This window comes from Hydrogenophaga sp. GW456-12-10-14-TSB4, assembly GCF_059424305.1.
Window position 1 is genome coordinate 1 of record NZ_JBWKZH010000079.1, and the last position, 25,058, is coordinate 25,058.

Below are 25,058 nucleotides of genomic sequence, written 5' to 3' on the forward strand. Positions count from 1 at the left end.
CCCCCCCCCTCCGCACCCAAGCCAACGTTTGTGGTGACCGGAGGAGCGGACGGGCGCGTGGTGTTTGGCGGCACGGCGACCGGGCCCATCACCATCACCATCAACGAAGCCGATGAGGTGAGTTTTTCCCGGGCAGGGGTGTCGGCGGTCACAACGGTAAACAACATTGCCAGCAAGACGCTGGATGTCCCCCCCGGTACAGAACTGGTGATCCAGCTGTCGGGGTCGAACGCTGCAGACACCTACACCCTCAACGCCCCCAATGCCGCCGTCCTGCGGTTTGTGGGCAATGCCGGCGCCGGGCAGGATGTACTAAACCTCGTGATCGAGAGCGCGTCGGCGAATCCCGACCTGCGCACGCTCAGGCTAGATACTTCGCGCCTCTCCGATGTGCAGAAAATTCGTTTCGTGTTTCCTGAAGACGCGCGCGATGTGGTCAAGCTCACGGCAGACAGCCGGCTGACGGGTTTCAACGAGATTGAGGTCTCCAAAGGCGGTGTGGACCTGAGAGCCGTGGACATTGCGCCAGGGGTCGAGTTCATCGTCAACTCCACGTTGATCGTGACGCTGGAGCAGTTCAAGGCCATGGCTTCGCTGGTCAGCGTCACAGAACTGGGTAAGCTGACCATCAGCCTCACACAGCAAGAAGCGCTGGACGGCGCACTGGCGATCTATCTCGATTCAGACGCCCCCAAGCCCATCCTGATCGGCACCACCGTCACGGTCGAGGCCCCCGTCACGGTCGACGGTGTGACGACAGTGGCTGTGTTGCCGAATCCTGAAGCGCTCTCGCAAATCGCCTATCCGAGCATCCCGGGCATTGCGGTCCTGATTGATGGCTTGCAGGGCCAGATCGACGCCCTGCAAACCAGCACCAGCGCCGACGTAGTCCAGCTCGCGGGCGATCTGCAAACGCTCAGCGCCAGCCACACCGCCCTGCAAGCCGCCGTGACCGCCCTGGCCGTCACGGTGTCGAGCGGCAACACGGCGCAGGCAGCCGCCGTGAGCGCGCTGCAGACCGCGCTGCAGAGCGCCGACGCCGCGCTGGACGTCAAGATCACGGCCCTGGCCACCCGCCTGGACGCCGACATCGCCGACCTGCAGACGCAGATCACCGACCTGCAAACCGGCACCGGCGCCGACCTGAACCAGCTCACGGGCGATCTGGAAACGCTCAGCGACCGCCACACCGCCCTGCAAACCACCGTGACCGCCCTGGCCGCCACGGTGTCGAGCAACAACATCGCGCAGACCGCCGCCGTGAGCGCGCTGCAGGCCGATCTGGAGAGCGCCGACGCCGCGCTGGACGACAAGATCGAGGCCCTGGCCGCCCGCCTGGACGCCGACATCGCCGACCTGCAGACGCAGATCGACACCATGGCCGACAACAGCAGCCCGGCGCTGGCTGCAACGCTGGACTCCATAGCGGGGCTTAAGGCCGCCGTGACCGCGCTGCAAGGCTCGGGTTTGGGCGACCCGACCGACCCCAACTCGGTCGCTGGCCAGTTGGCGGCCATGCAAAGTACCATTGAAGCGCTGCAGGCTCAGCTCGATGCCCTGGGCGCCGAGCCCACGCCATGGACCGGCGATCCTTTGCAACTCAGCGCGGCCGGCATCTTCGGTGGCCTGGGTCTTGAGGTGGATCAGTCACTCCCATCCACACTCACGCCCGCCGACGTGGCCTTTGCCTGGCTGCTGGACGCCAACGACCCGACGGGCAACGGGCCGATCACGGTGACGCTGGCCGACGTGACCAACCCCTTGGGCTACACCGTGCCCGACGGCATGCTCTTGCTTAGCCTCAGCGACGTGTATGTGCTGATGTTCTCGAACACGCCACTCACGGACGATGAGATGCGGGCCTTTATGACCGAGCACGGCGTGGGCGCGAGCGGCAGTCCGGCGACCCTGATCGACCCGGAGAGCTACCTCACCGATTTTGGTACCGGCGGCGACGTGGTAGTTGTGGGCGGCGATGTGCTGCGCAGCTATTTGTTGGCCGCTAACGTTAACGACCCGACGTTTGACGTCGAAACCGCGATGGCCCAGCACGCCTACCCGATCAACCTGGCAGCGGGCGAGGGCCCTGCCAGCGTCGGCTTCACCGAGGCGTTCGAGCAGGCCGTGGCCGGGTTCGACGCCCGAACCATCGACCTCACGGTTACCACCCCGCTGAGCCTGGCGCAAGCGGTGGCGCTGGCCAACCAGGGTTTTGATCTGGAGACTCAGGTGGTCTACAGCTTGCGCGACTATTTCAGCTCCGTGCAAGCCGCGCTGAGCAACCCCGCGCAGCGCACGGCACTGGTCAACGCGACCGAGGTGGTGGCGCAGGGCAACGAAAACCCCAACGCGATGGACTTCACCGCCTTCGATGCATCGATCGGGCTGCGCATAGAAGGCGGCGCGGGCGACGACAGCATCAACGCCGGACGGGGCAGTGACACCGTGGTCGGTGGCCTGGGCAGCGACACCATCCGCCTGACCACTGCCGACACGCGCTTGGACGCGATCGTTTTTGAAACCACGCTCGACGGTGGCGGCCAGCCCGTGGTGCGGCTGGCCTTCTCCACCGACGCCGACCCCAGCACCGGCGACTACCGCGCCGGCGGCCAGTTGTCGGTGCGCATCAACGGACGGACCATTTCGGCGCCGGTGGTGACCAACGACGCAGACGCCAGCCTGCGGGCGCTGGCCGACACCATTTCGCAACAACTGGGCGCAGACGGCTCCCGCCTGCTGGCCGACGTGGTCGTCAAGGGCGACGGCGTCATCCACCTGGTGGGCCTCACGCCGCAGACCGAGCTGCACGTCACCTCCAGCGGCAGCTTGTCGGCCCGCATCAGCAACCCGGGGCAACTCCACGCCGAGACCGTGAGCTTCAGCACCAACGACGCCGACTACACCGCAGAGACCTACCGCAGCGGCGGTGAAACGCTGTCACGCTCGCTGCGCATCAGCGTGACAAAAGACACCGACACCTACGAGGTTGAGGTGGCCATGGCCGATACGGCAGCGGCCAGCCTGAACGCGCTGGTCACGGCCATTCGGGCCGAGATCGCGGCCGATGCGAGCGGCACCGGTATCGCCCAGGCCATTGGCAGCGTCAGCCTCAACCCCGACACCGGTGTGCTCACTCTCACCGCCGCCGAGGTGGGCGCCGACAGCTTCGATGTGACGGTGGCAGAACTCGACATGGCCGGCATGCAGGAACAGCGTTCGGTGGTCTTCAGCGCCGATCCGGACGACTACTTCACCGGTGGCCGGCTGCGCTTCACGCTGGATGCCGACGGCGACGACAGCACCACCGCCGACCGTGTGCTCATCGAGGCCGACATGGTCGCGGGCGACCCCCTGGCCTCCCTGCAAAACCTGGTGGACCGCATCGCCATCTCGGGCAATCTCGGCGACGTCGTGGTGCCGGCGGTGCTGGAAGGGGCGGCCATTCATGAGGCCTTCGTGGCCCAGGCGAGCACCACAGCGACCTCGGCCTCGTTCGCGCTCAACCTCGCCGCTGGTGAGCCCTTCCTCATCAACCAGCTGAATTTTGGGCTGTTCACCGCCGCCATGACCGGCACGACCCCCCTGGACTACGTGGTGTCCACCTTCGACGCCATGGGCTTGCCGGTCTACCCCGGCGTGACCCTGCAATACCCTGGGGACCCGACCCGGACCGTCAATGCCGTGCGGGTGGACAACATCCAGGCCCTGGTGGATGGCCTGAACAACGGCCGGGTAATGGCCACCTCGAACTTCCAGGACTTTTATGACGTGGCCCCGTCGCCCTTCAACTACAGCTACGACGAAAGCACCGGCCTGCTCACCGTCACGCTGGATGTAGGCTATCAAATGCTGGAAGCGCGCCAGGACTGGGAAGTCGCGCGCTTCAACCTGGCCGAAGGCATCACGCTCACCGCGCTAGAAGAGGGCGTGGGCCGCTACACCGTGAGCGGCATTGAACTCGACGAGTTTGGTACCCAGGAGGTCGAGACGGTGCACTTCAGCACCAACAACGCCGACTACTTCGAGGGCGGCCAGCTCCGCGTGACGGTCAACGGCCAGCTCTACGAAGCGCCCATGTCCACCGCCAGCGGCCACACCGCGCAGCAAGCCCAGCAAAGCCTGGTGGACACCATCAACGCCCACGCCGAGCGCAGCGTGAACGCCGAGCTTGTGACGGAGCTGGGCGAGCGTGGGTCGGTGGGCCGTGCTTTGGACCAGAGCGGCGTATACGTCGACTTCCAGTTGTCGCCCGGTCTGGGCAACGGCGCGATCCTGGTGCAGCGGGGCTTCACCGTGATCTTTCGCGACGGCGCCAGCAACTTCGCTGAGTACACCGTGGAAGGCCCGGCAACCGAGACCATTATGGGCGACCCGTTCGTTCGCTTCGCGTCGATGGACGCTTTCTTCGACGCGTTGATGGCCTCACCCAACCTCGTCGACTTTGGGTTTCAACCGCTGGGCGACTACACGGGCCCGGTCCTGGTGCGTCCGTCGTACGACGACAACACCGGCTTGCTGCGTTTCGAAGGGCTTGACGCCACGGTTGCCGGAACCACGGGGTCCTTGAGCTACGTGCCTGTGCAGTTCACCGGCGACATCCGCCTCACCGCCACCGAGCCCGGCCTAAACGGCGTGGTGGTGGCGGGCGCCGAGATCGACTTCGCAGGCATCGCCCAGCAATCCAGCGCCAGCTTCAGCACCGTGGACGCCGACTACTTCGAAGGCGGCCAGGTGAGCGTGAGCTTCAGCAAAGGCTCGGCCACCGAAACGGTGACTGTGAACATGGTGGCCGGCAGCGCCAGCCAAACCCTGGAAGCGCTGCGCGCTGCGGTGGCCCACGAACTGGCCGCCAGCACCGAAGGCCCCGCCGTGCTGCGCCTGGCGGCGACCGGGCTCACCGACGAGACACTGGCCCTGTCGCTGGAGTACGCCTTCGACCTGGACGGCGATGGCACGCCCGATTACAGCGGCAGCATAAACACCGTCGGCCCCGTCCAGGACATGCTCCAGAGCATGGTGGACGGTTCCGCGGGGCGCCTGGCTTCTGCCGAGCTCGTGAACGGTGAGCTGGTGATCACCACCACCGCCACCGGCCCGGACGCCTTCATCGGTGTGGGTGGCGACGCCAACGGGGACCCTGTTGAGCGCGGTTTCTTCCTGCAGCCTGTGATGTCCATCGGCGTATCCGGCATCGACGTGAGCGCCAGCGGCAGCACTGGCAGCGAGGGCCGCCTGGAAGGCATCGTCGGCGACGTGAGCCTGAGCGGCGGCACCCTGAGCTTCACCGCCGCGGGCGTGGGCCCCGATTTCTTCTCGCTCGACGAGGTCAGCGCCACTGTGCTGGCGCAGCACCAGGTCTCGGCGCTGGACTTCAGCGGCGCCAGCGACGGCGATTTCCGCGACACCGTGTACACAGACGGCCTGGGCGGCGAGGTCAGCGTGAGCGTGGCCGGGCAAACCGTGACGGCCGCCATGGCCAACGGCAAGGCCGCCACCCTGGCCAACTTGCGCGACGCGCTGGTGATCGCCCGCGACGGCGAATATTCTGTGGACAGCACCGTGGCGCTGACGGGGCAAGACACGGGTTCGGACCTGGTGCCGGGTGCGCCAACGCCTGCCCAAGGCGCGGTGCTGTCCATTGACCTCACCGATGTGGCCGAGGGCAGTTTCAGAACGGTCTCGCTGATCTACACCTACGCGGCATCGGCCGCAGGCAATCCGGAGGACTACAGCGTCGCCGTGTCCGGACTGGATTCGGTGAATCTGTCGGTTGCGCTGAGGGACCTCGGGCAGGTCTTAGACGGGCGACTGAACGTTGCCTACAACCCCGTGACCCATGTGGCCACCTTCACCACGGTGGCCACGGGCAGCGGTGTCACGCTGGCCATCCCGCCTTACAGCCTGGCCCTGTACCAGGGAGAGGATCCCAGCAGCTTCCCAAGCCAACTGCTCGGCGACACCGGCGCCGATGTTGGACCCGCTGGTCCCGACCTGCCCCCCACCGCCGCCACGGTGGAGCTGGCTCTGGCCGTTGCAGGCACCGACCGCCTCGCACCCGCGCCGGTGGTGATCGACCTCGATATCAACGGCGTGGCGGTGACAACCTTCTTCAACCCCGGCCCTGGGGCCACCGTGGCCGACCTGCTGGCCGTCATCGGCAACATCGAGGGTGTGGCCAGCGCCACGCTGGCCAACGGCACGCTGACCCTCACCACCGACGCCACCGGCGCCAGCGCCTCGCTGAGCGTAGTGTCCCTGGACTTCCGCACCGCCAGCTTCAGCACCGAGCCCGTGGCGGCCATTGCCAATGCGCTGGGCACGGTGACCATCGACGGCGACACCCTGGTGCTCACGGCCAAGAACGGCGGTGTGGACCCGCTGCAACTGAGCGGCTTTGCCGGCACGCAGGAAGACGCGGCCGAGAGCAGCCCGCACATCGTGGACCTGGTGTTTGCCAATACCTCTTTGCGAACCGCCGCGCCAATCGGATGAAGGTACTCGTGCATGACGGCATTGGCGTGTGGCTGGCCGCACGGCGCCTGAACAGTGGAAAGTTCATCTGGCCCAAGGACATCACCGGCACGCTCACGTTAAGCCGTGTCCAGCTCGATGCTTTGGTGCTCGGTCTGCCGTGGCAGCTCGTTGGCGAGGCCGGCGTCATCACGGTGTTGTAGCGCGCGTCCATTGCGGAAAGCGCCCATGGCAATCCGAGCAAGGTTCTGGGACGATCACTCCTCGTGATCGCCGACGACCTCGAAACCCTCGACTCCCAGCAGCTACGCGAACTGTTGCGCGCGGCGCGCGCGGATGCCGCGTTCAAACAGGCCGTCATCGAGAAACTCACGCACGAGAACGCGATCCTCAAGCGGTTGAAGTTCGCCGCGCAAAGCGAGAAGTTCAACCCCGAGCAGAAGAGCCTGCTGGATGAGACGCTGGACTGCGACCTGGCCGCCGTGGCCGCCGAGATCGATCAGCTGCAACCCGCCGGCAAGGCTGCGGGCCAGAAGGAAACGCCCAAGCGCCAGGCGTTGCCCGCAAACCTGCCGCGCCGAGAGGTCCGCCACGAGCCTGAGAACACCGTCTGCACCTGTGGCGAGCCGATGAAGCGCATCGGCGAGGACGTGGCCGAAAAGCTGGACTACCAACCCGGCGTGTTCACGGTGGAGCGCCACATCCGAGGCAAGTGGGCGTGCCGCTGCTGCGAGAAGCTGGTGCAGGCACCCGTGGCGCCTCACGTCATCGACAAGGGCCTGCCCACGACGGGACTGCTCGCGCAAGTGCTCGTGGCCAAGTACCAAGATCACCTGCCTCTGTACAGGCAAGAAGCGATCTTCGAGCGCGCGGGGCACGCCCTGGCGCGCTCCACACTGGCCCAATGGGTCGGCGAATGCGGCGTGCAGTTGCAGCCCTTGGTCGACGCGATGCGCCAAGAGCTGCTGCGCCAGGACGTGCTGCATGCCGACGAGACACCGGTGGCAATGCTCAAGCCCGGCCACGGCTCGACGCACCGGGCCTATCTGTGGAGCTACTGCAGCACGCAGTTCAATCCGCTGAAGGCCGTGGTCTTCGACTTCGCGGACAGCCGAGGTGGGCAGCACGTGCGCGCGTTCCTTGGCTTGCCTGGGACGGTGCAGCAGCCAGGCTGGCAGGGCAAGCTCGTCACCGACGACTTCAGCGGCTACAAGGCCTGCTTCGAGCTGGGGGTCACCGAGGTCGGGTGCATGGCGCACGCCAGACGGAAGTTCCATGAGCTGTGGGCCAACAACGGCAGCCAGATCGGCGAGCAGGCGTTGAAGTTCTTCGGGCAGTTGTATGACGTTGAGCGCGAAGTGGCAGACGCAGACGATCAAGCCAGGCTGCACGTGCGACGGCATCGATCAAGGCCGGTTGCCGATGCCATGCACAACTGGATGCGGCAGCAGCGCCAGAAGATCCCGGACGGTTCGGCCACGGCCAGAGCCGTGGACTACAGCCTCAAACGGTGGATCGCACTCACGCGATTCCTTGAAGACGGCTCGCTTCCCATTGACAACAACTGGGTGGAGAACCGCATCCGGCCCATCGCGCTGGGACGCCAGAATTGGTTGTTCGCTGGCTCATTGCGTGCCGGCAAGCGCGCTGCTGCGGTCATGAGCCTGATCCATTCGGCAAAGCTCAATGACCTTGAGCCGCATGCGTACCTGCGCGATGTCCTGCAGAGGCTGCCGACCCAGCCTGCCAGTCGCATCGCAGAACTTCTGCCGTACCGCTGGCGACTTCAATAGCGCATGGCGCACATCGTCAAGATGGGATGGCCGGACGCATACCACGCTCGGCAGTCCGTTCAGCTCATCCGCCAGACTGGCGTCTCCCGGGACGCCGGTATCATCCATGTCGGAGGGGGTGCCTCGACGCTGGTAAACGACCTCTTCAATGAGGGGTACACGAGGGTCATTGTCCTCGACCTGTCCGAGGCGGCGCTGGCGGCGTCAAAGACCCGCCTGGGCCAGCGCGCTGACGAAGTCTCCTGGCTGGTGCGCGACGTCACGCGCGTGGAGTTCCCATGTCATGGTTATGACGTTTGGCATGACAGGGCCGTCTTTCATTTCCTCCCTGCCCCGGCGGAACGGGAGGCCTACGATCCGGCTGTCTTGCGCGCAGTCAAACCTGGCGGTCGCGTCATCGTGGCGACGTTTGCGGAGGACGGGCCGGACAAGTGCAGCGGCTTGCCGGTTATGCGGTACAGCGCCAATGGGTTGCATGCAGAGTTTGGTGCTCCGTTCACGCTTCTGCAGCAGGAACGCGAAGAACACCATACGCCGTTTGGCACGGTTCAGAAATTCGTCTACTGCCTATGTCGCAAGGAGCCGAACTGCGGCTCGCCTGCCCCATCGATGTGAAAGCGACTCTCCATCTGCCTGGCGTGGTGCATGGGAAGGCGTGGGCCATTGCATCCCGAAATGGGAATAGGGGGTCGCGCCCGTTCATTCGCGCTGACTGGATCGGGCTCATCACGGCGGCCGAGCGCTTGCCCGTGCGCATCTGCCGGCGAATAAGCAGTTGCCTCTCCCACCCTTGCGGTCATGCGCGAGAACCTCCTCGCGAAGGCGGCGGCCACGCTCGAACGCGGCCGCCCCACTACATCGGGATCCCGTCCCCTGCGCGACACCGCCAACGTGACTGCAGCCGAGGAAGCCCGCCCGCTCAGCAATCCCGTCTAAAAATTGCCACGATCCGGTCCTGTGAGCCAAATCGAGAGGCGCTCAGTTCGCGTGGCTCCATCAGCCGCAGCCACTGGAGCAACGTAGGCTTGAGGCGCAGATCCACGGCCGCGACCACCGCCGGGCCGATGGCGAGCATCGTGGGCGCACACGCCGGCCAACAGATCTCGCTGACTGTGCGAGGGACGAGCCGTTGCACAGAACAGTCTTTCCGGCGCGTGCGTGCGGGTGGCTGGCCTCGTTGCGGGGGGGGGTGTTCTCGCCTTCCCACCCGCTGCAGGCATGCGTGCTGAACGTCAAGCACTGTGGCCCCCTCGGAGACCAAGAACTCGTCGAGCCCCGGGCCAAGAGCGAAAGCTGAGTTTGGCCGAACCGACCAAATCTTCTGTTTTCAACTCTACCTTGCGATAGGGAAGGTCTGCACAACCCCGGCCCGCCGTGCGTGATGTGAGACATTGCCGACATGAAGCAAATGAGCCTGGCTGAGAGCGGTTTCGAGCGCAAGACCAAGAGGACGCGCAAGCGCGAGTTCCTGGATGAGATGAACCTGGTGGTGCCGTGGGCCGAGCTGGTGGCGCTGATTGCGCCGCACGCGCCGGCACCCGGCCTCAAGGGTGGTCGCCCGCCATTTGCGGTTGAGACGCTGCTGCGCATCCACTTCCTGCAACAGTGGTTCAACCTGTCGGACCCGGCGATGGAAGAGGCGCTGTACGACACGCCGATGTTTCGCGAGTTTGCGGGACTGGACATGGGCGAAGACAACGTGCCCGACGAGAGCACCATCCTGCGCTTTCGCCACCTGCTGGAGAAGAACAATCTGAGCCTGCAATTGCTGGCCACGGTCAATGCCACGCTCACGGCCAAGGGGCTGCTCTTGAAGAGCGGCACGGTGGTGGACGCTACGCTGATTGCCGCGCCGAGTTCGACCAAGAACAACAGCGGCGGGCGCGACCCCGAGATGCATCAGACGAGGAAGGGCAACCAGTGGCACTTCGGGATGAAGGCACACATTGGCGTGGATGCCGACTCGGGCCTGGTGCACACGGTCGTGGGCACGGCGGCCAACGTGAATGATGTGACGCAGGCCAGCGCGCTGGTGCATGGCGAGGAAGCGGACGTGTTCGCCGACGCGGGCTATCAGGGTGTGAGCAAGCGAGAAGAGGCTCAGCGCATCGAGGCCAACTGGCATGTGGCGATGCGCCCGGGCAAGCGCAAGGCCCTGGACAAGGTCACGCCGATGGGCGCGGTGCTCGACAAGCTCGAACACGTGAAGGCCAGTATCCGCGCCAAGGTGGAACACCCGTTTCGGGTCATCAAGCGCCAGTTCGGACATGTGAAGGTGCGCTACCGAGGGCTTGCCAAGAACACAGCGCAGTTGCACACGCTGTTCGCGCTGAGCAATTTGTGGATGGTGCGCCGAACGCTTCTGAAAGAGGCCCGGGGATGAGTGCGCCCGAAGTCGCCCGAGGGGCCTGCACAGGGCTGCCAATCGGCCCTCGAACGCCCCGAATTGCTCCGCGGATTGCGCCATCTGACATATCGCGAATCAGTGCTCGCCTCGGCGAGTGTTGTGCAGACCTTCCATAGATCAATCTTGTTCGTTCATTTTTTCACAGAGATCGCCGAAACACTGGTCAGGAGATGTTTTTCACGAACAGCCTTAAATTCGACGAGTTCCAAGCCTTTGAAAAGGCTGGGCATAGTGTCAACCTTATACAATCACGGAATCGAACAAGATCCGCTGAACGATGAATCAGTATGGAAACTCCACTTTCTGTAGTCGAACTCATAAATGAAATTGCAGCAGATGAGCTTGCAATCACGAAAAAACGCGAAATGCTGGATTTGGCATGGGATAGGCTTCGTGTTATTGAAGGTAATTTGGTTGAGTCGAACCCTCAATTTGTCGATTTTCGAGTGGTAAAAATTGATGGCGGCGCTTTAGATGAAAATCAAAGAAGTCCTCAATCGGAATAGAGACGTTTTTCAGCCAAAGGGCCTCAATTTGATTTCATCGAATTATTTGGCATTTCAACCATTGTGTTAGGCACCAATACACCCTTCCGGAGGCTCAATGTCACTTGTAATTTTCTTCTCCCGGCGCGCGATGATCATTCTCTCGTGCTTTGCTTCGGTTGCTCTGGGCGGACCGGCCGTTGCCGATGAGTTGGCGGTCCCCAAAGGGCGCGTCATCCTCACGCTGTCGGGGCAAATTGGCCAAGTCAATCGGGGCAAGGATGCCGTCTTCGACATGCCCATGCTTGAGGCTCTGCCTCAGCACAGCTTCACCACGCACACGCCATGGCATGAACGCCCGGTCAAGTTCACCGGCCCGCTCCTGGCGGACTTGCTCGCAGCTACAAAGGCCCAGGGCAAGACCATCAGCGCCAGCGCGATCAACGACTACACCATCCGCATCCCACTGGCCGACGCCCAAGTCCACGGCGTGATCGTGGCGCGCCTGCTCGATGACAAGCCCATTGCGGTGCGCGACAAGGGCCCTCTCTTCGTGATCTACCCATTCGACAGTAAGGTCGAACTGCGTTCGTCGACCTACTACGAGCGCTCGATCTGGCAACTCAAACGCATGAACATCGAATGAACCGCCAACCCACCGGCTTTGCGGCTTGGCGTCCTCGCCAGTGGGCCCTGGCCATCACCGCCCTGCTCATCGTCACGCTCACGCCCCTGGGCTGGTTGCAGTGGCGCCAATTGCAGATGCTGCAGGACACAGAGACCCAGCAGGTGGACTCCATCATGTGGCAGGCCTACCAGTTGGAATATGAACTCGGTCGTCTGAATCAAGCCCTGCTTGAAGCGGGCGCCGTTGGTTCAACCTTGCAGCCAGAAGATCTCCAAGAGCGTTACGAAATTTTCCTCAGCCGCATCAACCTGGTGACCGAAATACCGCGTCGTGACCTGCTTGCCGCTTGGGTTGGATTCGAACCCGTTTTGCAAAAGATCGACCATTTCCAGCGCGGCGCGGAGCCACTTTTCAACGACCCCCAACGTCTGGTGCGCGACGCCGCATCGCTCAATCGCCTGCACAGGGCCGCGCAAGACCTGTCGCCCGCACTCAGCGAGCTTACGCGCGAGGCCAACAGGGCTGTAGCCCGATTCGTAGACGAACGCAACGACCAACTGCGTCGTCAGAGCCTGCTGCTCATCGGTCTGGCCGCTGTGCAGGTAGGCGCCATGCTGCTGTTCGTGGCACTTCTCGTGCGTCACATTCGCCAACAAACCCGACAGTACGCCAACCTGCAGAATCTCTCTCAGGAACTCGCAACAGCGCGTGACCACGCAGAAGCCGCCAACCACGCCAAGAGCGTCTTCCTTGCGAACATGAGCCATGAGATTCGCACCCCCTTCCAAGGCATGCTGGGCATGCTCAAGCTGCTGGAGGATACGCGCCTGAGCACCGAGCAGCGAGACTACGTGCGCACAGCCACCGACTCCGCCCAGCATCTGCTGGGCGTGGTCAACGACATTCTGGACGTCTCCACCATCGAGTCGGGCACGCTCACCCTTTCGTCCGCACCGGTGAACCTCCGTGTCATGGCGCACGAAGTCACCAACCTGCTGGGACCCCTGGCCAACGACAAGGGGGTGCAGATGAGCTGTCAGTGCGACGACGGCTTGCCTGCCTGGGTGATGGTCGACCCCACGCGCGTGCGCCAGATTTTGTTCAACCTCGTGAACAACGCAATGAAGTTCACCCAGCGCGGCAGCATTGAGGTCATTCTCGAAGCCGACTTGTCCATTCCGGATGGTGTTCGCATGACCGTGAAGGACAGTGGCATGGGCATGGACCAGAACACGGTCGACCACCTTTTCACCCGGTTCTACCAGGCCGACAACTCGTTGCGCCGCCGCGTGGGCGGCTCGGGACTGGGCCTGGAGATCTCGCGCACGCTCGCGCGCATGATGGATGGCGACATCCGTGTCTCCAGCCAACTGGGCAAGGGCTCCATTTTCGTCGTGACACTGCGTCTGCCACGCACGGCGGCGCCACCCGCGGAAAAGGTGTTGCATCTCGACGACGACGCCTGGGAGCGCCGCCGCACGCCCGTGCGCCGCCTGCGGCTCCTGGTGGCCGAGGACCACCCTGTCAATCTCAAGTACCTCAACCTGCTCATCGACCGCATGGGCCACGAGGCGGTGTTCTGCGAGAACGGCTTCGAAGCCCTGCAGATTCTGAACCGCGAGAGCTTTGACGTCGTGCTGCTGGATTACCACATGCCTGTGCTTGACGGCATCGCCACCACCCGGGAGATCCGCCTCTTGCCATCGCCGACGGGCCAGGTTCCCATTGTCATGGTCACCGCCGATGTGGTGAACGACACCCGTGAACGGGCCACTGCGGCAGGCGTGACGCAATTCGCCCCCAAGCCCATGCAGGAAGCCGACCTGCGCCGCGCACTGCGCCGTTGCGGCGTGCTCGAGGGCAGTGCCGACACCCAGCCTGGCGTTCTGGAGCTACCCATTCGCACGGTGCGCAGTCCGCAGCAGCTCATCGATGCCCAGACCCACGCGGAATTGCTGACGATGATGCCCAGGGAGATGTTCAACCAACTCCTGGACATGCTGTTCAAAGGGCCGGAAGGCACCGCTCTCGTGCTGCAGCAGGCGCTGGAGCACGAGGATCTCAAAGCCATCGTCTACCAGGCCCACCGTCTCAAGGGTTCCTGCATGTTGCTCGGTCTTCGCGCGCTGATCGCGGTGGCCGCCGACATCGAAAAATCCGGTCAAGCCGGAGATATTCGGACACTGCGCGAGTTGAGCGAAACACTGAGAGTGGACATTCGTGACACCGTCGCAGCTTTGCCTCTTATGGCCAAAGCGGTCGAAATCAAATTCATCTGACCGCACGCATATCGTATTTGAACAACCGCCAATTGCGGCGCTTGCTTCGGCGCGAGGTTGGAGGATTTTCGAGATGTCTGGGCAAGCGTTTCTGGATTCTTAATCGGAATCTGAAAATTGCGCGCCTTTCCTCTCTGAAGTTTGAATCAATTTTGTCAAAAAATATGCGGGATACGAGCAACGATTCGTGTCTCCAGGTAACACCAGCAGAGCAATCAGATGCGCAAAAATATCCCGGTCACACAACAAGAATTTACCTTCTCAGAAGATGCGACACTCATGTCCACCACGGACACGCAAAGCCATATCACCTATGCGAACGATGCCTTCGTCGCCGTGAGTGGCTATTCGCGAGAAGAGATTGAAAGTCAGCCGCACAACTTGGTCCGCCATCCCGACATGCCAGTTGAGGCATTCAAAGACATGTGGGCCACCCTTCAAGGCGGAGAGCCTTGGACTGGCTTGGTTAAAAACAGGCGTGAAAACGGTGATCACTACTGGGTTCGCGCCAACGCAACGCCTGTGAAGCGCGATGGGGTAATCACAGGATACATGTCGGTTCGAACAAAGCCTTCCCAAGAGGAAGTCGCTTCTGCGAACGCGCTTTACGCAAAATTCAGGAACGGCCAAGCAGGCGACCTTGGTTTTCGCAAAGGACTCATCAGTCGCACCGGGATGATGCGTTGGATGTCGATCATGCAGGCCATCTCCGCCGAGGCCCGAAGCAACATTGGACTTTCCATCGCAACGCTGCTTGTGGGAACGGGTGCCTGGCATGCGGGACTGGCTGGCACGGCATTGGCACAGTTTTTGGCCTTGTTGACGGTGAGCATGTTGCTCGCGTCCCTGTGGATGCGCTATCAAATCTACAAGCCCCTCGCGCAGTTGCGAGAGCACGCACTGCGTCTTGCAACCGGCGATTTCCACAGCGCGACGCATATGAACCGGATCGATGAGATCGGCATGACGATGCGTGCCGTTGGTCAGCTTGGACTGATGTTTCGTTGGGTCATCGACGACGTTCGCGAACAGGTGCTCAATGCAAAAATAGCAGCATCCGAAATCGCTCAGGGCAATAACGACCTCAGTTCCCGAACGGAACAGGCGGCCGCAAGTGTGGAGCAGACCGCAGCGTCAATGGAGGAGATGAGTGCCATCGTGAAGAACAACGCCGAAACGTCTCAACAAGCGGCAAAGCTCTCTTCTTCAGCTAGCGAGGCAGCGGATAAAGGCGGGAGAGCCGTTGCGGATGTGATTCACACAATGAACGATATCGCACACAGTTCGAACAAGATTGGCGACATCATTGGCGTAATCGATAGCATCGCGTTTCAAACGAACATTCTGGCATTGAATGCCGCTGTGGAAGCCGCGCGCGCCGGGGCGCAAGGTCGCGGATTTGCTGTTGTCGCGGCCGAGGTCCGGTCATTGGCCCATCGCAGCGCCGAGGCGGCCAAGGAGATCAAGTCACTCATTGGAGCCAGTGTTGAAAAAGTCAATGCTGGATCGCTCATGGTAGATGGTGCCGGTCGCACCATGAAAGAGATCGTGGTCGAGGTGAATCGGGTGTCACACATGATTGCCGAGATCAGCACTGCAACCCGAGAACAGAGTGATGGCATCACCCAAGTGGCGACAGCCGTGGGGCATTTAGACCAAGTCACTCAGCAAAATGCAGCACTGGTTGAGCAGAGCACGGCAGCATCTGAAAGCCTGCGCACGCAAATGGAACTGCTCGTCAAGGCGGTCAACGTGTTTAAATAAATTTTCAGAAAATGAAAGTGGTCGCCAGCGCGCAGGGCGACGCGGCCTGAGGTGAAGGACCGGCAGGTAAGGCGTGCGTCGCTGGTGAGATCGCGCTCTGGCTGGGTCATGAGAGCCGTTCGACAACTCACATGTATGTCGAGGCGGATCTGGTCATAAAGGAGCGCGCGCTGGCGCGACTGAAGCAACCGGAGATCAAGCATGCGCGGGAGCGCGCGCCGAAGGCCCTGTTGACCCAGATTCATCGGCCAGAGGGTTCCCGCAAGTATTGTCGAAAATGAGGCAGCCTCTGTTTCGCTCGCGACCCGACACAACCATTCACGTACCCATGATGCGGGGGCAGAACAGCGATTCGGCCAATTGCCGTTGACAACTCTCGGCTTTGTACGGTGCCGACGTACTCCCCTCAGAGGATCGCTTGACCGTTGGCCGCCTGCAGGAAATCGACCTCGCGCCGACGCACCTCGGCGTCACCGGCCAGCCACACGCCTCTCAGCCGCGCGGCCACCATAGCGGGCGCCAGCCGCTTCAGGTCTCGCAGCTCGCAGGCAGCGCCACCCAAGTCACCCGCGCCGACCAGGCACAGCACCAGACACAGGCGCGTGCCCGCGAAATCGGCCTCCCGCCGCGACTGCCGTGCGGTGTCGATGGCGTCGTCGTAGGCCTTGGCGGCGAACTGCGCCCAAATCAGGTTGTCCAGCAGATGAAACCGGGCGGGGTCGCGCGGGCTCAGGCGCAGCGCCTGCAGGCACTGGCGCAGGCCGCCAGCAGGATCGCCGCCGACGGCCTCGCACACGCCGAGCCGGGCCAGCGTGAAGGCATCGTTCGGGTTCAGTTCGAGCGAGCGCCTGAAGTCCGCTGTTGCCTCGGGCAGCTTGCCGCTGACCAGCATCAGCCAGCCGCGGCCGCGGTAGGCCAGCGCGTCGTTGCAGTCGATGGCCAGCGCCTGCGCAGCCGCATCCAGCGCATCTTGCAACGTCGATGGCGTGGCGGTGTCGAAGTACCAGTGCCAGGAGAGTGCGTCGACGATGGCGTTGTGCGCCGCGCTGCAACGCGGGTCGATGGACAGCGCTTCGCGCGCCAATGCGACAGCGGCGTCGCGCGCACCGCAGTTGGAGCGAGACAGCCCTTCCCGAGCCTGCGCCCAGGCGCGCTGCGCCAATGCGTAAGCGCTGTCCTTCTGCGGCCGGGGCCCACGTACACGCTCGATCTCCGAGCGTTCGATGTGAGGCGCCATCGCAATGACGATGGCGCGAGCCGTTTCGTCCTGCAGGGCAAACGGCTGGTCGAGGCTGCGGTCGTAGTGCTCACCCCAGATCTGCTGACCGCTGATCGCGTCGATCAGCGCGGCTGCGATGCGCACCTGCTCGGCCGAGCGGCGCACGCTGCCCTCGAGCACGTAGCGCACGCCCAGCTCGCGTGCCACCGTGCATGGGTCAACCACACGGCCCTGGTAAGCCTGCACGCTGTGGCGTGAGATGACAAAGATCGAACGCGCCCGGGACAGCGCATCGATGATCTGGTCGCCAATGCCTTCGATCAACGTCACATCGTGAAGCACGCCGCCGGCGTTGGCAAAAGGCAGCACCGCGATCGACGGCTTGTCGGGCAGCCCCAACACCATGCTTTCGGCTGCGGCCGGGCCAGATGGTGGCGACACCGGCAGGGTGAAGCGGTAGCCATAACCTGACACCGTGCGCAACGCATCCACGCCCAGCACCTTGCGCAAGGTGGACACCTGCACGCTGAGGTTGTTCTCTTCCACCGCCGCGTCGCGCCAGACCAACCGAAGCAGTTCGTCCTTGGACACCACGCGGTCACGGTGTTGCACCAGCGCAGCCAGCAGGTCAAATGCGCGTGCGCCAAGCGTCACGGGCGAGCCGCGCTCGAGCAGCCGGCGCTGTTCGAGCAACAACTCAAAGCGACCAAAGACCAGAGATTCCGCCATGTTGGCTCTCGTCGTGGGGGCGTCCCGCAATCTAACCGAACGGCTCGCGATTTAGGGAAATTAAAGGACAAAGGCGCGCGCGAGCCTCGACAGTCCCCACTGCGCGTTGCTCATGATCGCGCCGCCTCCAGCAGCCCATGTCGCCGGGGATCGCCAGAGGACATTCTCCAATGGCGTCAGGAGACCTCAAATGATTGCATTCGTTCGTGTGGTCTGCGTCAAGCCCGGCAAGCAGGTGGCCGCCATGATCTTCGCCAAGGAGATTTCGGCCTTCTTCAAGAGCAGCTATCACCTGGACGTGGAGGTGCTGCGCCCGGTGGGCGGGAATCCGCAGCGAATCGCGTGGTCCACCCGCTACGCCGACCTGGCAGCCATGGAGGTCATCACCACCAAGATGCTTGCAGATCCGAAATACTGGGACTTGGTCAATGGCGCATCCGAGTGCTTCATCGGCGGTACGACGCGCGATGCCATCTGGCAGACCACCTGAGACCATCGTCGCGGCAAGACCTTGAGCAGCCCAAGGATCATCCGCATGTCCGCCTCCGAACACGAAGCCGACTACCTCGTCATTGGCGCCGGCGCCACTGCCATGGCCTTTGTCGATACCTTGCTGAGTGAAGACACCAACGCCACCGTGCTGATGGTGGACCGGCACCACCGCCCCGGCGGCCACTGGAACGACGCGTACTCGTTCGTTCGGCTGCACCAGCCGTCGGAGTGGTACGGCGTGGCCTCGCACGAGCTGAGCCAGGGAACCCAGGATGCCTCCGGGTTCAACGCCGGCCTGTACGCGCTGGCGTCGGGCGCCCAGGTGCTTGCCTATTTCGATCAGGTCATGCAACAGCGCTTCCTGCCCTCGGGTCGGGTGCGCTGGCTACCGATGTCCGAGGTTTGTACAGACGCTGACGGGGTACTCGAAATCAGGTCGCTCATGAACCGCACCAGGCAGAACGTCAGCGTGCGCAAGAAGGTGGTCAACGCGACCCACGCGCAGACCGCCGTGCCGTCCACCCACGCACCGAAGTACAAGCTTGGCCCGGGCGTGAACTGCGTGCCCCTGAATCGCCTGCCCGACATCAGCCGCCCGCATGGCGCATACACCGTCGTGGGCTCGGGTAAGACCGGCATGGACGCGATCCTGTGGCTGCTGGAAAACGGCGTGGCGCCGGCGCGCATCCGCTGGGTCATGCCGCGCGACGCGTGGTTGTTGAACCGCGCCAACTTTCAGCCGGGCCTTGAGAACTTCGAGCGCAGCGTCGGCAGCAACATCGGTCAGTTCGACGCCATCGCCGAGGCCGCCTCGGTGCCGGAGCTGTTCGCGCGGCTCGAAGCCGCCGAGCTGCTGCTGCGCATCGACCCGGCCGTGCAGCCCAGCACCTTTCGCTGTGCCGTGGTGTCGCAGACCGAACTCGCCCAGTTGCGACGCATTGACGACGTCGTGCGACTCGGCCATCTGCGCAGCATCGAGGCGGCGCAGATCGTGCTCGACCATGGCACGGTTCCCGTCGATCCCGACACGCTGTACATCGACTGCAGCGCTTGCGCGATCGTGATGCCGCCGTCGCTGCCGGTGTTCGAGGCCAGCCGCATCAACTTGCTCATGGTGCGCACCTGTCAGCCGCTCTTCAGTGCGGCCCTGATCGCCTACGTGGAGTGCCACGTCACCGACCCGGCGGAGAGGAATGCGCTGTGCACCGTGGTGCCCAGCCCCGAGCAGCCGATCGACTGGCTGCGCATGTGGGCCGTGACGCTCGCCAACACGGCGCGCTGGCGCCAGCATGCCGGGCTGCAGGCCTGGCTGATGCAGTGTCGGTTGAACGCCATTGCGGTGTACCTGCGCGGCGTGACACCCGACGACACGGCCCGGCTTGCGCTGCTGCGGCAAATGGGCGCCAAGGCGGGTGCGGCCGGCGCCAGGCTGCCGGCACTGCTGGCGTCCGCCACGACCTGACCCCGGATCGCCGCACATGAGAGGACGCCAGGTCGAGACCTTTGCCGTCAGCGGAATGCAGGGACCGAGGCCAACGACACCGACCCAGGAGACCCCGATGACGACGCAAGGTTTCACGGTGACCCATGCGCGGCAGGCCCACTTCGAGCGCGGTCTGCGCTCGTTTTTCGAGTACCGCGACTTGGGCATCCAGCACGCGACCGGCGGACAGTTCGATGCCCATGTGATCCGGGCCGCCGCCGGCACGGAGTTCTCGAGCCGGCCGCACCGGCATGACACCCGGTTCCAGCTTGTCTACGTGCTCAAGGGCTGGATCGAGTTCGACTACGAAGGGCAGGGCACCGTGCGGCTGGAGGCCGGGTCGTGCGTCTACCAGCCGCCCGGCATCCGCCACCGCGAGCTCGGCCACAGCCCCGATGTCGAAATGCTCGAGGTCGTGATGCCGGGCGATTTCAGCACCGAGGAAGTGGCCACGGTCGAGCCGGACGCGATATGACGACCCTGGCTTCAAAGTCAGCGTCACCTTTAGAGCTGCCTTTGTCTATTCGCGCCTCTTGTGTCACCAGTGACCGGACGTGGCCGCGTCGCGACAATCGTAGAACAGGATTGACTATCGCAACCCTAGCATCGCGGACGATCATCAGGAACTGAGCGAGGGTCGTCGACTGGTTTTCGACGTTGTTTGGTCAGAACAGCTTGCGTGAACAACTCGCGGTCCAGAATGGGCTGCTTGGAGCTCATCATCGATGCAAACATCCATCCACCTGACAGCGGCAGTTCACGGCGAGTCTATGGCAACACATGCCGGGAGTTGGCGTGCTGTCTGCCGACCGAGGTCATGTTCAAGATGGGTTGACCGGACGCATGGGATCGCTGGTGCGGTACACCAAAACAATGTCGCGAGCGATGTTGTAGTCGCCTGCACTCAGCAGTGTTCCCACAACCACTCGCGCATAAAACGGAATGGACAGCTGGGCCGTGCCTGAACTGGGGATGACACGGCGGGTGGGATAGTCGTTGAGTTCTGACGCTTTGAGCGGCAACGGCGTGCGTCCTGCGCCATCGGAGAACAGATCCACACGAATGTGCGGCGAGGGCGTTGTGGACGTCGCACTCCGTTCGTTTCGCGAGGGCGCGCTGTCCACCTCGATCAGCCCAAATTCCACGGTTTGTGAATGAGGTGATGTGCTTGAGCACATCACCTCGACCTGGCCTTCAACGAATTCCGGTTCGTTCAGCGGGAGGCTTTTGGTCAGGGCTCCCAGCTGGATCGACGTGATCGCGCAGCGCGGCTGGTCTATGGCTTGCCCGGCCGAGGGAGGGCACACCATTGCCAGCATCAGGGTGACCCACCATGCTTGAAAATCGCTCAACATAAGTTTCAATTTTTTTTGCTAGCAGTGATTCAATCACCTTGATGTCTATGCTGCTGTGTGTGCCATACGCTCACCGCCAGTGAAACTGGCGGTGCCTCGCAGCAGTACAAGATCCCGCAAATGGCGTTCACCAAGATGGAGCGTGACAAGCGCAGGCGAGCAATCGCTCGACGACGTGCATGAGTCGCAGTTGAGCGACTCCGCGCTTGGCGTTACCGGTTTGGCTCAACGGGCAGGGGCGTCTCCTTCACCGACATTTCCCACTGGGATATCTCATTCTTGCTGCGCTCACCCAGGTGTCTGAGTTTTGCCTTCCATTGAGCTGCGTCGCCTGAGTTCAGCTGCGTTGCCGTGCTTTCGATTTCGGTGGCGGCACGCACTAGACTAGACAGGCCCAACAGCATGCCGGCACCCTTGAGATTGTGAGCGGCCCGCTCAATCGCCGGCTGATCTCCTGCGGTCATAGCGTTGACCAGAACATCGAGAGAACCTGACTGTGGAGCCAACACCAACGCCACCATTTCGGCACGGACTTCACGAGTCGCAAAAGGCACCAACTGCTGGTAGGCCACCAGATCGACCGCGAGAGGAAACTGCGCATCCAGACTCTGCAAGAGGGCCGTTAGATCAGATGGATCCGACAGCTCGTTCCCCTTTGGCGCTTCTGGGATCAACAGTCCGCAGCTCAGCAGCGCCTGGTTGAGGTCATGCAGTGTTAGTGGCTTGCTCACGAAGCAGTCGACTCCTGCCTCTTCCGCTCGGCTCTTGATTTCCCCGACCACGTCAGCCGTCACGAGCATGATTTTGATATGGGATGACACCCCCCCCATTTTTCGAATGGCCTGGGCAGTTGAGATGCCATCGAGTTCGGGCATGTGGTAGTCCAGCAAGACCGCATCGAAGGATTGCTGCTGCAACAAATCGAGCGCCTCGAGTCCGTTTCCGCAGAACACAGCATCATGACCCATCTTGTCGAGGAGCAAGTTCATGTACTTCAGGTTGATGGAATGGTCTTCGGCGACCAGCAGCCTGAGGCGTTGGTATGACGCTGACTCGACTTTCACGTCGTCGCGGGATGGAGTGGGTGCCGTTGCTTCGGGCAAGTCGAGTGTGACCTCGAATCGCGACCCAATACCAACCTTGCTCGTGACTGTGATGTCACCGCCCATGAGTCGGGCAAGGCTGCGCGATATCTCCAAACCAAGGCCAGTGCCACCTGTTTTTCGCAGGAACGAATTGTCTGCCTGGTAGAAGCGGGTGAACAACCGGTCAAGGGTCGCATCGTCCATGCCGTTTCCAGTGTCTTCTATGACGATGGACACGTTCCCGTTTGACCCGGGCCTCAGGTCGACACTGACCTTGATCTCCCCATGGTCGGTGAACTTGATGGCGTTTCCAATGAGGTTGAAGAGGATCTGTCGGATGCGCATCGCATCACCTCGCACCCACTTGGGAAGACGCTCGCCATACTCAAAACGGAGATCAACCGCCTTTTCTATGGCGGCATGACGCATGAGTTCCTGTGTGTTGTCTACAAGGTCTTCCAAGTCTAGCGGTGACATCAAGAGTTTGAGCTCGCCGGATTCAATCGTTGAAATATCCAGGATGTCGTTGAGGACTCCCAGAAGATGTTGAGCAGAGTCGAGCGCAGTTTGCACGTGATCACGCTGCACACCGTTCAGCGTGGTGGTGTTGAGCAGGTTGAGCATGCCCATAAGCCCTTGGAAAGGCGTGCGAATCTCGTGACTCATATTGGCCAAGAACACACTCTTGGCTTGATTCGCATGCTCCGCCTCTAGCCTTGCAGACTCAAGATCGTCGCTCAAGTTCTTGAGAAGTGCGTATTGCAAGTCTTGGCGTTTGATGTGCCGGACCAGCAAGACCAAAAGGCACAGGAGAAGCAGCACCTGGAGTACGGTGAGCACAGTCAGCGCCCTGGCCTGCTCGCGGATCTGAAAATTTCTTTCGTCAAGGTAGAGGGATGTGGCTCGAGAAGCCTCTCGGCTCATTTCTCTCAGCGTCGGCTCAACCTCCCAAAGGCTTCGCGAGACGTCCTCAAGCTCACGCACTTTAGAGAGAAGCCCCTCCGGCTGCGCAAAGACTGGGTCTGCCAAGGCAATGATGGCGTCAAGCTCACTGAGCAACTTTACATAGACAGGCGAGCGGTCGATCAGATCGGTGCGCTGGTGTTCCTTGATCAGGTTCACCCGACTGACATATATTTCATACAGTTCCACGAACTCGTCTGCCGAAGGCAAGGCCTTGCCCTCGAGGGCTCGGTCAAGCATGCGCAACAGCTTGACGTGTTCACGCTCCAGTTGGAAGAACTGCCAAGTGATCGAGTCGTACTGGGTATTGGTCAGCTGGTGGATCAGCTGCGACTGTTTGACCTGGATCACCGCGGTTGGCGAGAGCATAAGCACGGAGAAAATAGCCAGTGCAACCCAGAGTCGGGCCTTCCCTCGATACAGATTCCCAGCCACACTCATCTCAGTTGCTCCACCGCGCTGCGCGCGAGCCGCGACGCATGAAACGGATGTGTAGTTCGACCGCGCCGACGCGTCCAAGACCGCCAACCGCCTCATCCGCCGCCTTCAGCAGATCGGCTACACCGTGCAGGCCACACCGGCTTGAATGCAAACGTTTCATTTCAGCTCCATCGACTTGAGTTGCCAGATCGAACGTGCGTAGTAAGTCGATGCACGAAGCTCCTCTTTGGAGTCAAACGGGTAGATGACAAAAATGGGGCCCTTGTCCCGGACGGACATGGGTTTTCCATTGAGGCGCGTGGCCAACACGATGTGGTGGTTGCTCGCATCTGACACTGGAATAGTGACGCTGTAGTCGTTGAGCGCTCTGGCCTTGATCAAGGTGCCGGTTGGCTCGACTAGCGCGAGCACATCCACCAACAGTGGTCCCGTGAACTCCGAGGTGCCGGAATACCAGGGTGTGCGTGTCCGAATGGTTTGCTGGGGCAAAGAGTTCAGCATGTCCATGTCGAATCGAGCCACACCCTTTCCGTTCGTCCTTCCTATCTCCCCGCTCACAGTCAAGACCACTCTGGCCTTGGGTTCGATCAGTGGTTGGGAATGCAAGGGGGCGCTTGCGAAGCAAAGTACCAAAGAAGGAAAGAGACAGATCAACAGCTTTCTGGACATATGGTTTCTCACAAGGGAGGGGCTGATGGGTCTCCATGTACTGCCTTCAAACGGCATTCTTGGACCATGGGCACGCGGCATCAAAGCTCCTCGCGTGGACTCTAGTTGAAATCGGCACATTCAACCGGATGAATGTGTCATATTGAGCATTTTAATGTTAAAAATCACATTTATCATATAAACCATCAAGATGCAGAAATAATGCCAACCTGAGGTGAAAGGGCGCTTTGAAGCCTCAGGGTCTGGTGGCGTAGGCGCGGCCAACCTTGACGCACCTTGCTGCGCTTGCAGGGCTGCGATGCAACGTATCCATCAGTCGCAGCACGAGGCTCGCATGATGGCTGCGTAAGCGATCGAGGCGTCAACCAGCAGATCCCACAGGGTCACGGCCAAAAGCTGCAGTTGAAGTCCGAATGCGCGGGGGGCACTCTTTACCTTCGTGGCGTCATGAATTGAGAGGCTTATATAGGGGCGTACGCGCAGCCAATCCATCGTGACGGCTGCCGGGGCATGTGACATGCCAGCGTGAGCAAGCGGTCAGCTCCGCTGCCAGTGAGGCGGCAGCCGTTCGTCGATGCGGCCTGTTCGGCTGCGTGGGCAGGCGCAGGAACACATCCTTCAAATAGGCATACCGGTCATGCCCACTGATTCGGGCTCAGCACGGCGACAGGATGTTGACCCGCGCGCAAGCTGCCGGCCAACCCCGAACCCGCCCGCCGTCATCACGCCTTGAGCGTGAAGAAGAACGTGGCGCCCTCGCCCGGAGCCGAGATCACCCAGACCCGGCCACCGTGG

General features: G+C 62.2%; 16 protein-coding genes and 2 pseudogenes. 13 read left to right on the forward strand and 5 right to left on the reverse strand.

Annotation, left to right across the window (positions count from 1 at the left end; genetic code table 11):
* Positions 1-30: 30 nt before the first annotated feature.
* From AC07ZS_RS26025 to AC07ZS_RS26070, 10 genes and pseudogenes are all read left to right on the forward strand, one after another.
* Positions 31-6,492 carry a hypothetical protein gene (locus AC07ZS_RS26025; RefSeq protein WP_494801353.1) on the forward strand — a complete coding sequence of 2,154 codons (6,462 nt, stop codon included), beginning with the start codon at positions 31-33 and terminating at the stop codon, positions 6,490-6,492.
* Complete coding sequence (gene tnpB / locus AC07ZS_RS26030; protein ID WP_494801354.1) at positions 6,489-6,674, forward strand: IS66 family insertion sequence element accessory protein TnpB; 186 nt, start codon at positions 6,489-6,491, stop codon at positions 6,672-6,674. The genes AC07ZS_RS26025 and tnpB overlap by 4 nt, the downstream gene beginning before the upstream one ends.
* A gap of 111 nt (positions 6,675-6,785) precedes the next feature.
* Positions 6,786-8,264, forward strand: a complete 1,479-nt coding sequence (gene tnpC / locus AC07ZS_RS26035) for an IS66 family transposase (protein ID WP_494801368.1) — start codon at positions 6,786-6,788, stop codon at positions 8,262-8,264.
* Positions 8,265-8,267: 3 nt separating this feature from the next.
* Positions 8,268-8,879 carry a class I SAM-dependent methyltransferase gene (locus tag AC07ZS_RS26040; RefSeq protein WP_494801355.1) on the forward strand — a complete coding sequence of 204 codons (612 nt, stop codon included), beginning with the start codon at positions 8,268-8,270 and terminating at the stop codon, positions 8,877-8,879.
* Between the two features lie 784 nt (positions 8,880-9,663).
* On the forward strand, positions 9,664-10,647 hold the full coding sequence (locus tag AC07ZS_RS26045) for an IS5 family transposase (RefSeq protein WP_494801356.1): 984 nt from the start codon (positions 9,664-9,666) through the stop codon (positions 10,645-10,647).
* A gap of 311 nt (positions 10,648-10,958) precedes the next feature.
* Positions 10,959-11,177, forward strand: a complete 219-nt coding sequence (locus AC07ZS_RS26050; protein WP_494801357.1) for a hypothetical protein — start codon at positions 10,959-10,961, stop codon at positions 11,175-11,177.
* Positions 11,178-11,307: 130 nt separating this feature from the next.
* Entirely contained in the window at positions 11,308-11,802 is a 495-nt protein-coding gene (locus AC07ZS_RS26055) for a putative pterin-binding protein (RefSeq protein WP_494801358.1), read from the forward strand.
* Positions 11,799-14,063, forward strand: a complete 2,265-nt coding sequence (locus AC07ZS_RS26060) for an ATP-binding protein (protein ID WP_494801359.1) — start codon at positions 11,799-11,801, stop codon at positions 14,061-14,063. Before AC07ZS_RS26055 ends, AC07ZS_RS26060 begins: the two co-directional genes overlap by 4 nt.
* Before the next feature lie 219 nt (positions 14,064-14,282).
* Complete coding sequence (locus AC07ZS_RS26065; RefSeq protein WP_494801360.1) at positions 14,283-15,827, forward strand: methyl-accepting chemotaxis protein; 1,545 nt, start codon at positions 14,283-14,285, stop codon at positions 15,825-15,827.
* Between the two features lie 89 nt (positions 15,828-15,916).
* A pseudogene (locus AC07ZS_RS26070) lies at positions 15,917-16,108 on the forward strand (hypothetical protein); the annotation flags it as partial.
* 125 nt (positions 16,109-16,233) lie between these two features.
* Here AC07ZS_RS26070 and AC07ZS_RS26075 read toward each other — a convergent pair.
* Positions 16,234-17,775 (reverse strand): winged helix-turn-helix domain-containing protein, encoded by a 1,542-nt coding sequence (locus AC07ZS_RS26075; protein WP_494801361.1) that lies wholly within the window; start codon positions 17,773-17,775, stop codon positions 16,234-16,236.
* Positions 17,776-17,965: 190 nt separating this feature from the next.
* On the opposite strand from AC07ZS_RS26075, the gene AC07ZS_RS26080 reads away from it, so the two are divergent.
* From AC07ZS_RS26080 to AC07ZS_RS26090, 3 genes are all read left to right on the forward strand, one after another.
* Positions 17,966-18,265: a hypothetical protein gene (locus AC07ZS_RS26080; RefSeq protein WP_494801362.1), complete on the forward strand. Its 300-nt coding sequence runs from the start codon at positions 17,966-17,968 to the stop codon at positions 18,263-18,265.
* A 45-nt stretch (positions 18,266-18,310) separates the two neighbouring features.
* Positions 18,311-19,729, forward strand: coding sequence for a hypothetical protein (locus AC07ZS_RS26085; RefSeq protein WP_494801363.1), 1,419 nt, complete (start codon positions 18,311-18,313; stop codon positions 19,727-19,729).
* Between the two features lie 97 nt (positions 19,730-19,826).
* On the forward strand, positions 19,827-20,225 hold the full coding sequence (locus tag AC07ZS_RS26090) for a cupin domain-containing protein (RefSeq protein WP_494801364.1): 399 nt from the start codon (positions 19,827-19,829) through the stop codon (positions 20,223-20,225).
* A gap of 346 nt (positions 20,226-20,571) precedes the next feature.
* Here AC07ZS_RS26090 and AC07ZS_RS26095 read toward each other — a convergent pair whose 3' ends face one another.
* From AC07ZS_RS26095 to AC07ZS_RS26110, 4 genes and pseudogenes are all read right to left on the reverse strand, one after another.
* A complete protein-coding gene (locus AC07ZS_RS26095) occupies positions 20,572-21,102 on the reverse strand; it encodes a spore coat protein U domain-containing protein (RefSeq protein ID WP_494801365.1) in 531 nt (176 codons plus the stop codon).
* Positions 21,103-21,317: 215 nt separating this feature from the next.
* Positions 21,318-23,594 (reverse strand): ATP-binding protein, encoded by a 2,277-nt coding sequence (locus AC07ZS_RS26100; RefSeq protein WP_494801366.1) that lies wholly within the window; start codon positions 23,592-23,594, stop codon positions 21,318-21,320.
* Positions 23,595-23,750: 156 nt separating this feature from the next.
* Positions 23,751-24,101 carry a putative pterin-binding protein gene (locus tag AC07ZS_RS26105; protein ID WP_494801367.1) on the reverse strand — a complete coding sequence of 117 codons (351 nt, stop codon included), beginning with the start codon at positions 24,099-24,101 and terminating at the stop codon, positions 23,751-23,753.
* Between the two features lie 699 nt (positions 24,102-24,800).
* Positions 24,801-24,961 (reverse strand): annotated as a pseudogene (locus tag AC07ZS_RS26110) (transposase domain-containing protein); the annotation flags it as partial.
* Between the last annotated feature and the right edge of the window lie 97 nt (positions 24,962-25,058).

What these genes read in the sequence shown, in the direction of transcription:
- tnpB (WP_494801354.1), top strand. Translation starts at nt 6,489, where the DNA reads ATGAAGGTACTCGTGCATGACGGCATTGGCGTGTGGCTGGCCGCACGG.
- AC07ZS_RS26040 (WP_494801355.1), top strand. Translation starts at nt 8,268, where the DNA reads ATGGCGCACATCGTCAAGATGGGATGGCCGGACGCATACCACGCTCGG.
- AC07ZS_RS26045 (WP_494801356.1), top strand. Translation starts at nt 9,664, where the DNA reads ATGAAGCAAATGAGCCTGGCTGAGAGCGGTTTCGAGCGCAAGACCAAG.
- AC07ZS_RS26050 (WP_494801357.1), top strand. Translation starts at nt 10,959, where the DNA reads ATGGAAACTCCACTTTCTGTAGTCGAACTCATAAATGAAATTGCAGCA.
- AC07ZS_RS26055 (WP_494801358.1), top strand. Translation starts at nt 11,308, where the DNA reads ATGATCATTCTCTCGTGCTTTGCTTCGGTTGCTCTGGGCGGACCGGCC.
- AC07ZS_RS26060 (WP_494801359.1), top strand. Translation starts at nt 11,799, where the DNA reads ATGAACCGCCAACCCACCGGCTTTGCGGCTTGGCGTCCTCGCCAGTGG.
- AC07ZS_RS26065 (WP_494801360.1), top strand. Translation starts at nt 14,283, where the DNA reads ATGCGCAAAAATATCCCGGTCACACAACAAGAATTTACCTTCTCAGAA.
- AC07ZS_RS26075 (WP_494801361.1), bottom strand. Translation starts at nt 17,775, where the DNA reads ATGGCGGAATCTCTGGTCTTTGGTCGCTTTGAGTTGTTGCTCGAACAG.
- AC07ZS_RS26080 (WP_494801362.1), top strand. Translation starts at nt 17,966, where the DNA reads ATGATTGCATTCGTTCGTGTGGTCTGCGTCAAGCCCGGCAAGCAGGTG.
- AC07ZS_RS26085 (WP_494801363.1), top strand. Translation starts at nt 18,311, where the DNA reads ATGTCCGCCTCCGAACACGAAGCCGACTACCTCGTCATTGGCGCCGGC.
- AC07ZS_RS26090 (WP_494801364.1), top strand. Translation starts at nt 19,827, where the DNA reads ATGACGACGCAAGGTTTCACGGTGACCCATGCGCGGCAGGCCCACTTC.
- AC07ZS_RS26100 (WP_494801366.1), bottom strand. Translation starts at nt 23,594, where the DNA reads ATGAGTGTGGCTGGGAATCTGTATCGAGGGAAGGCCCGACTCTGGGTT.
- AC07ZS_RS26105 (WP_494801367.1), bottom strand. Translation starts at nt 24,101, where the DNA reads ATGGACATGCTGAACTCTTTGCCCCAGCAAACCATTCGGACACGCACA.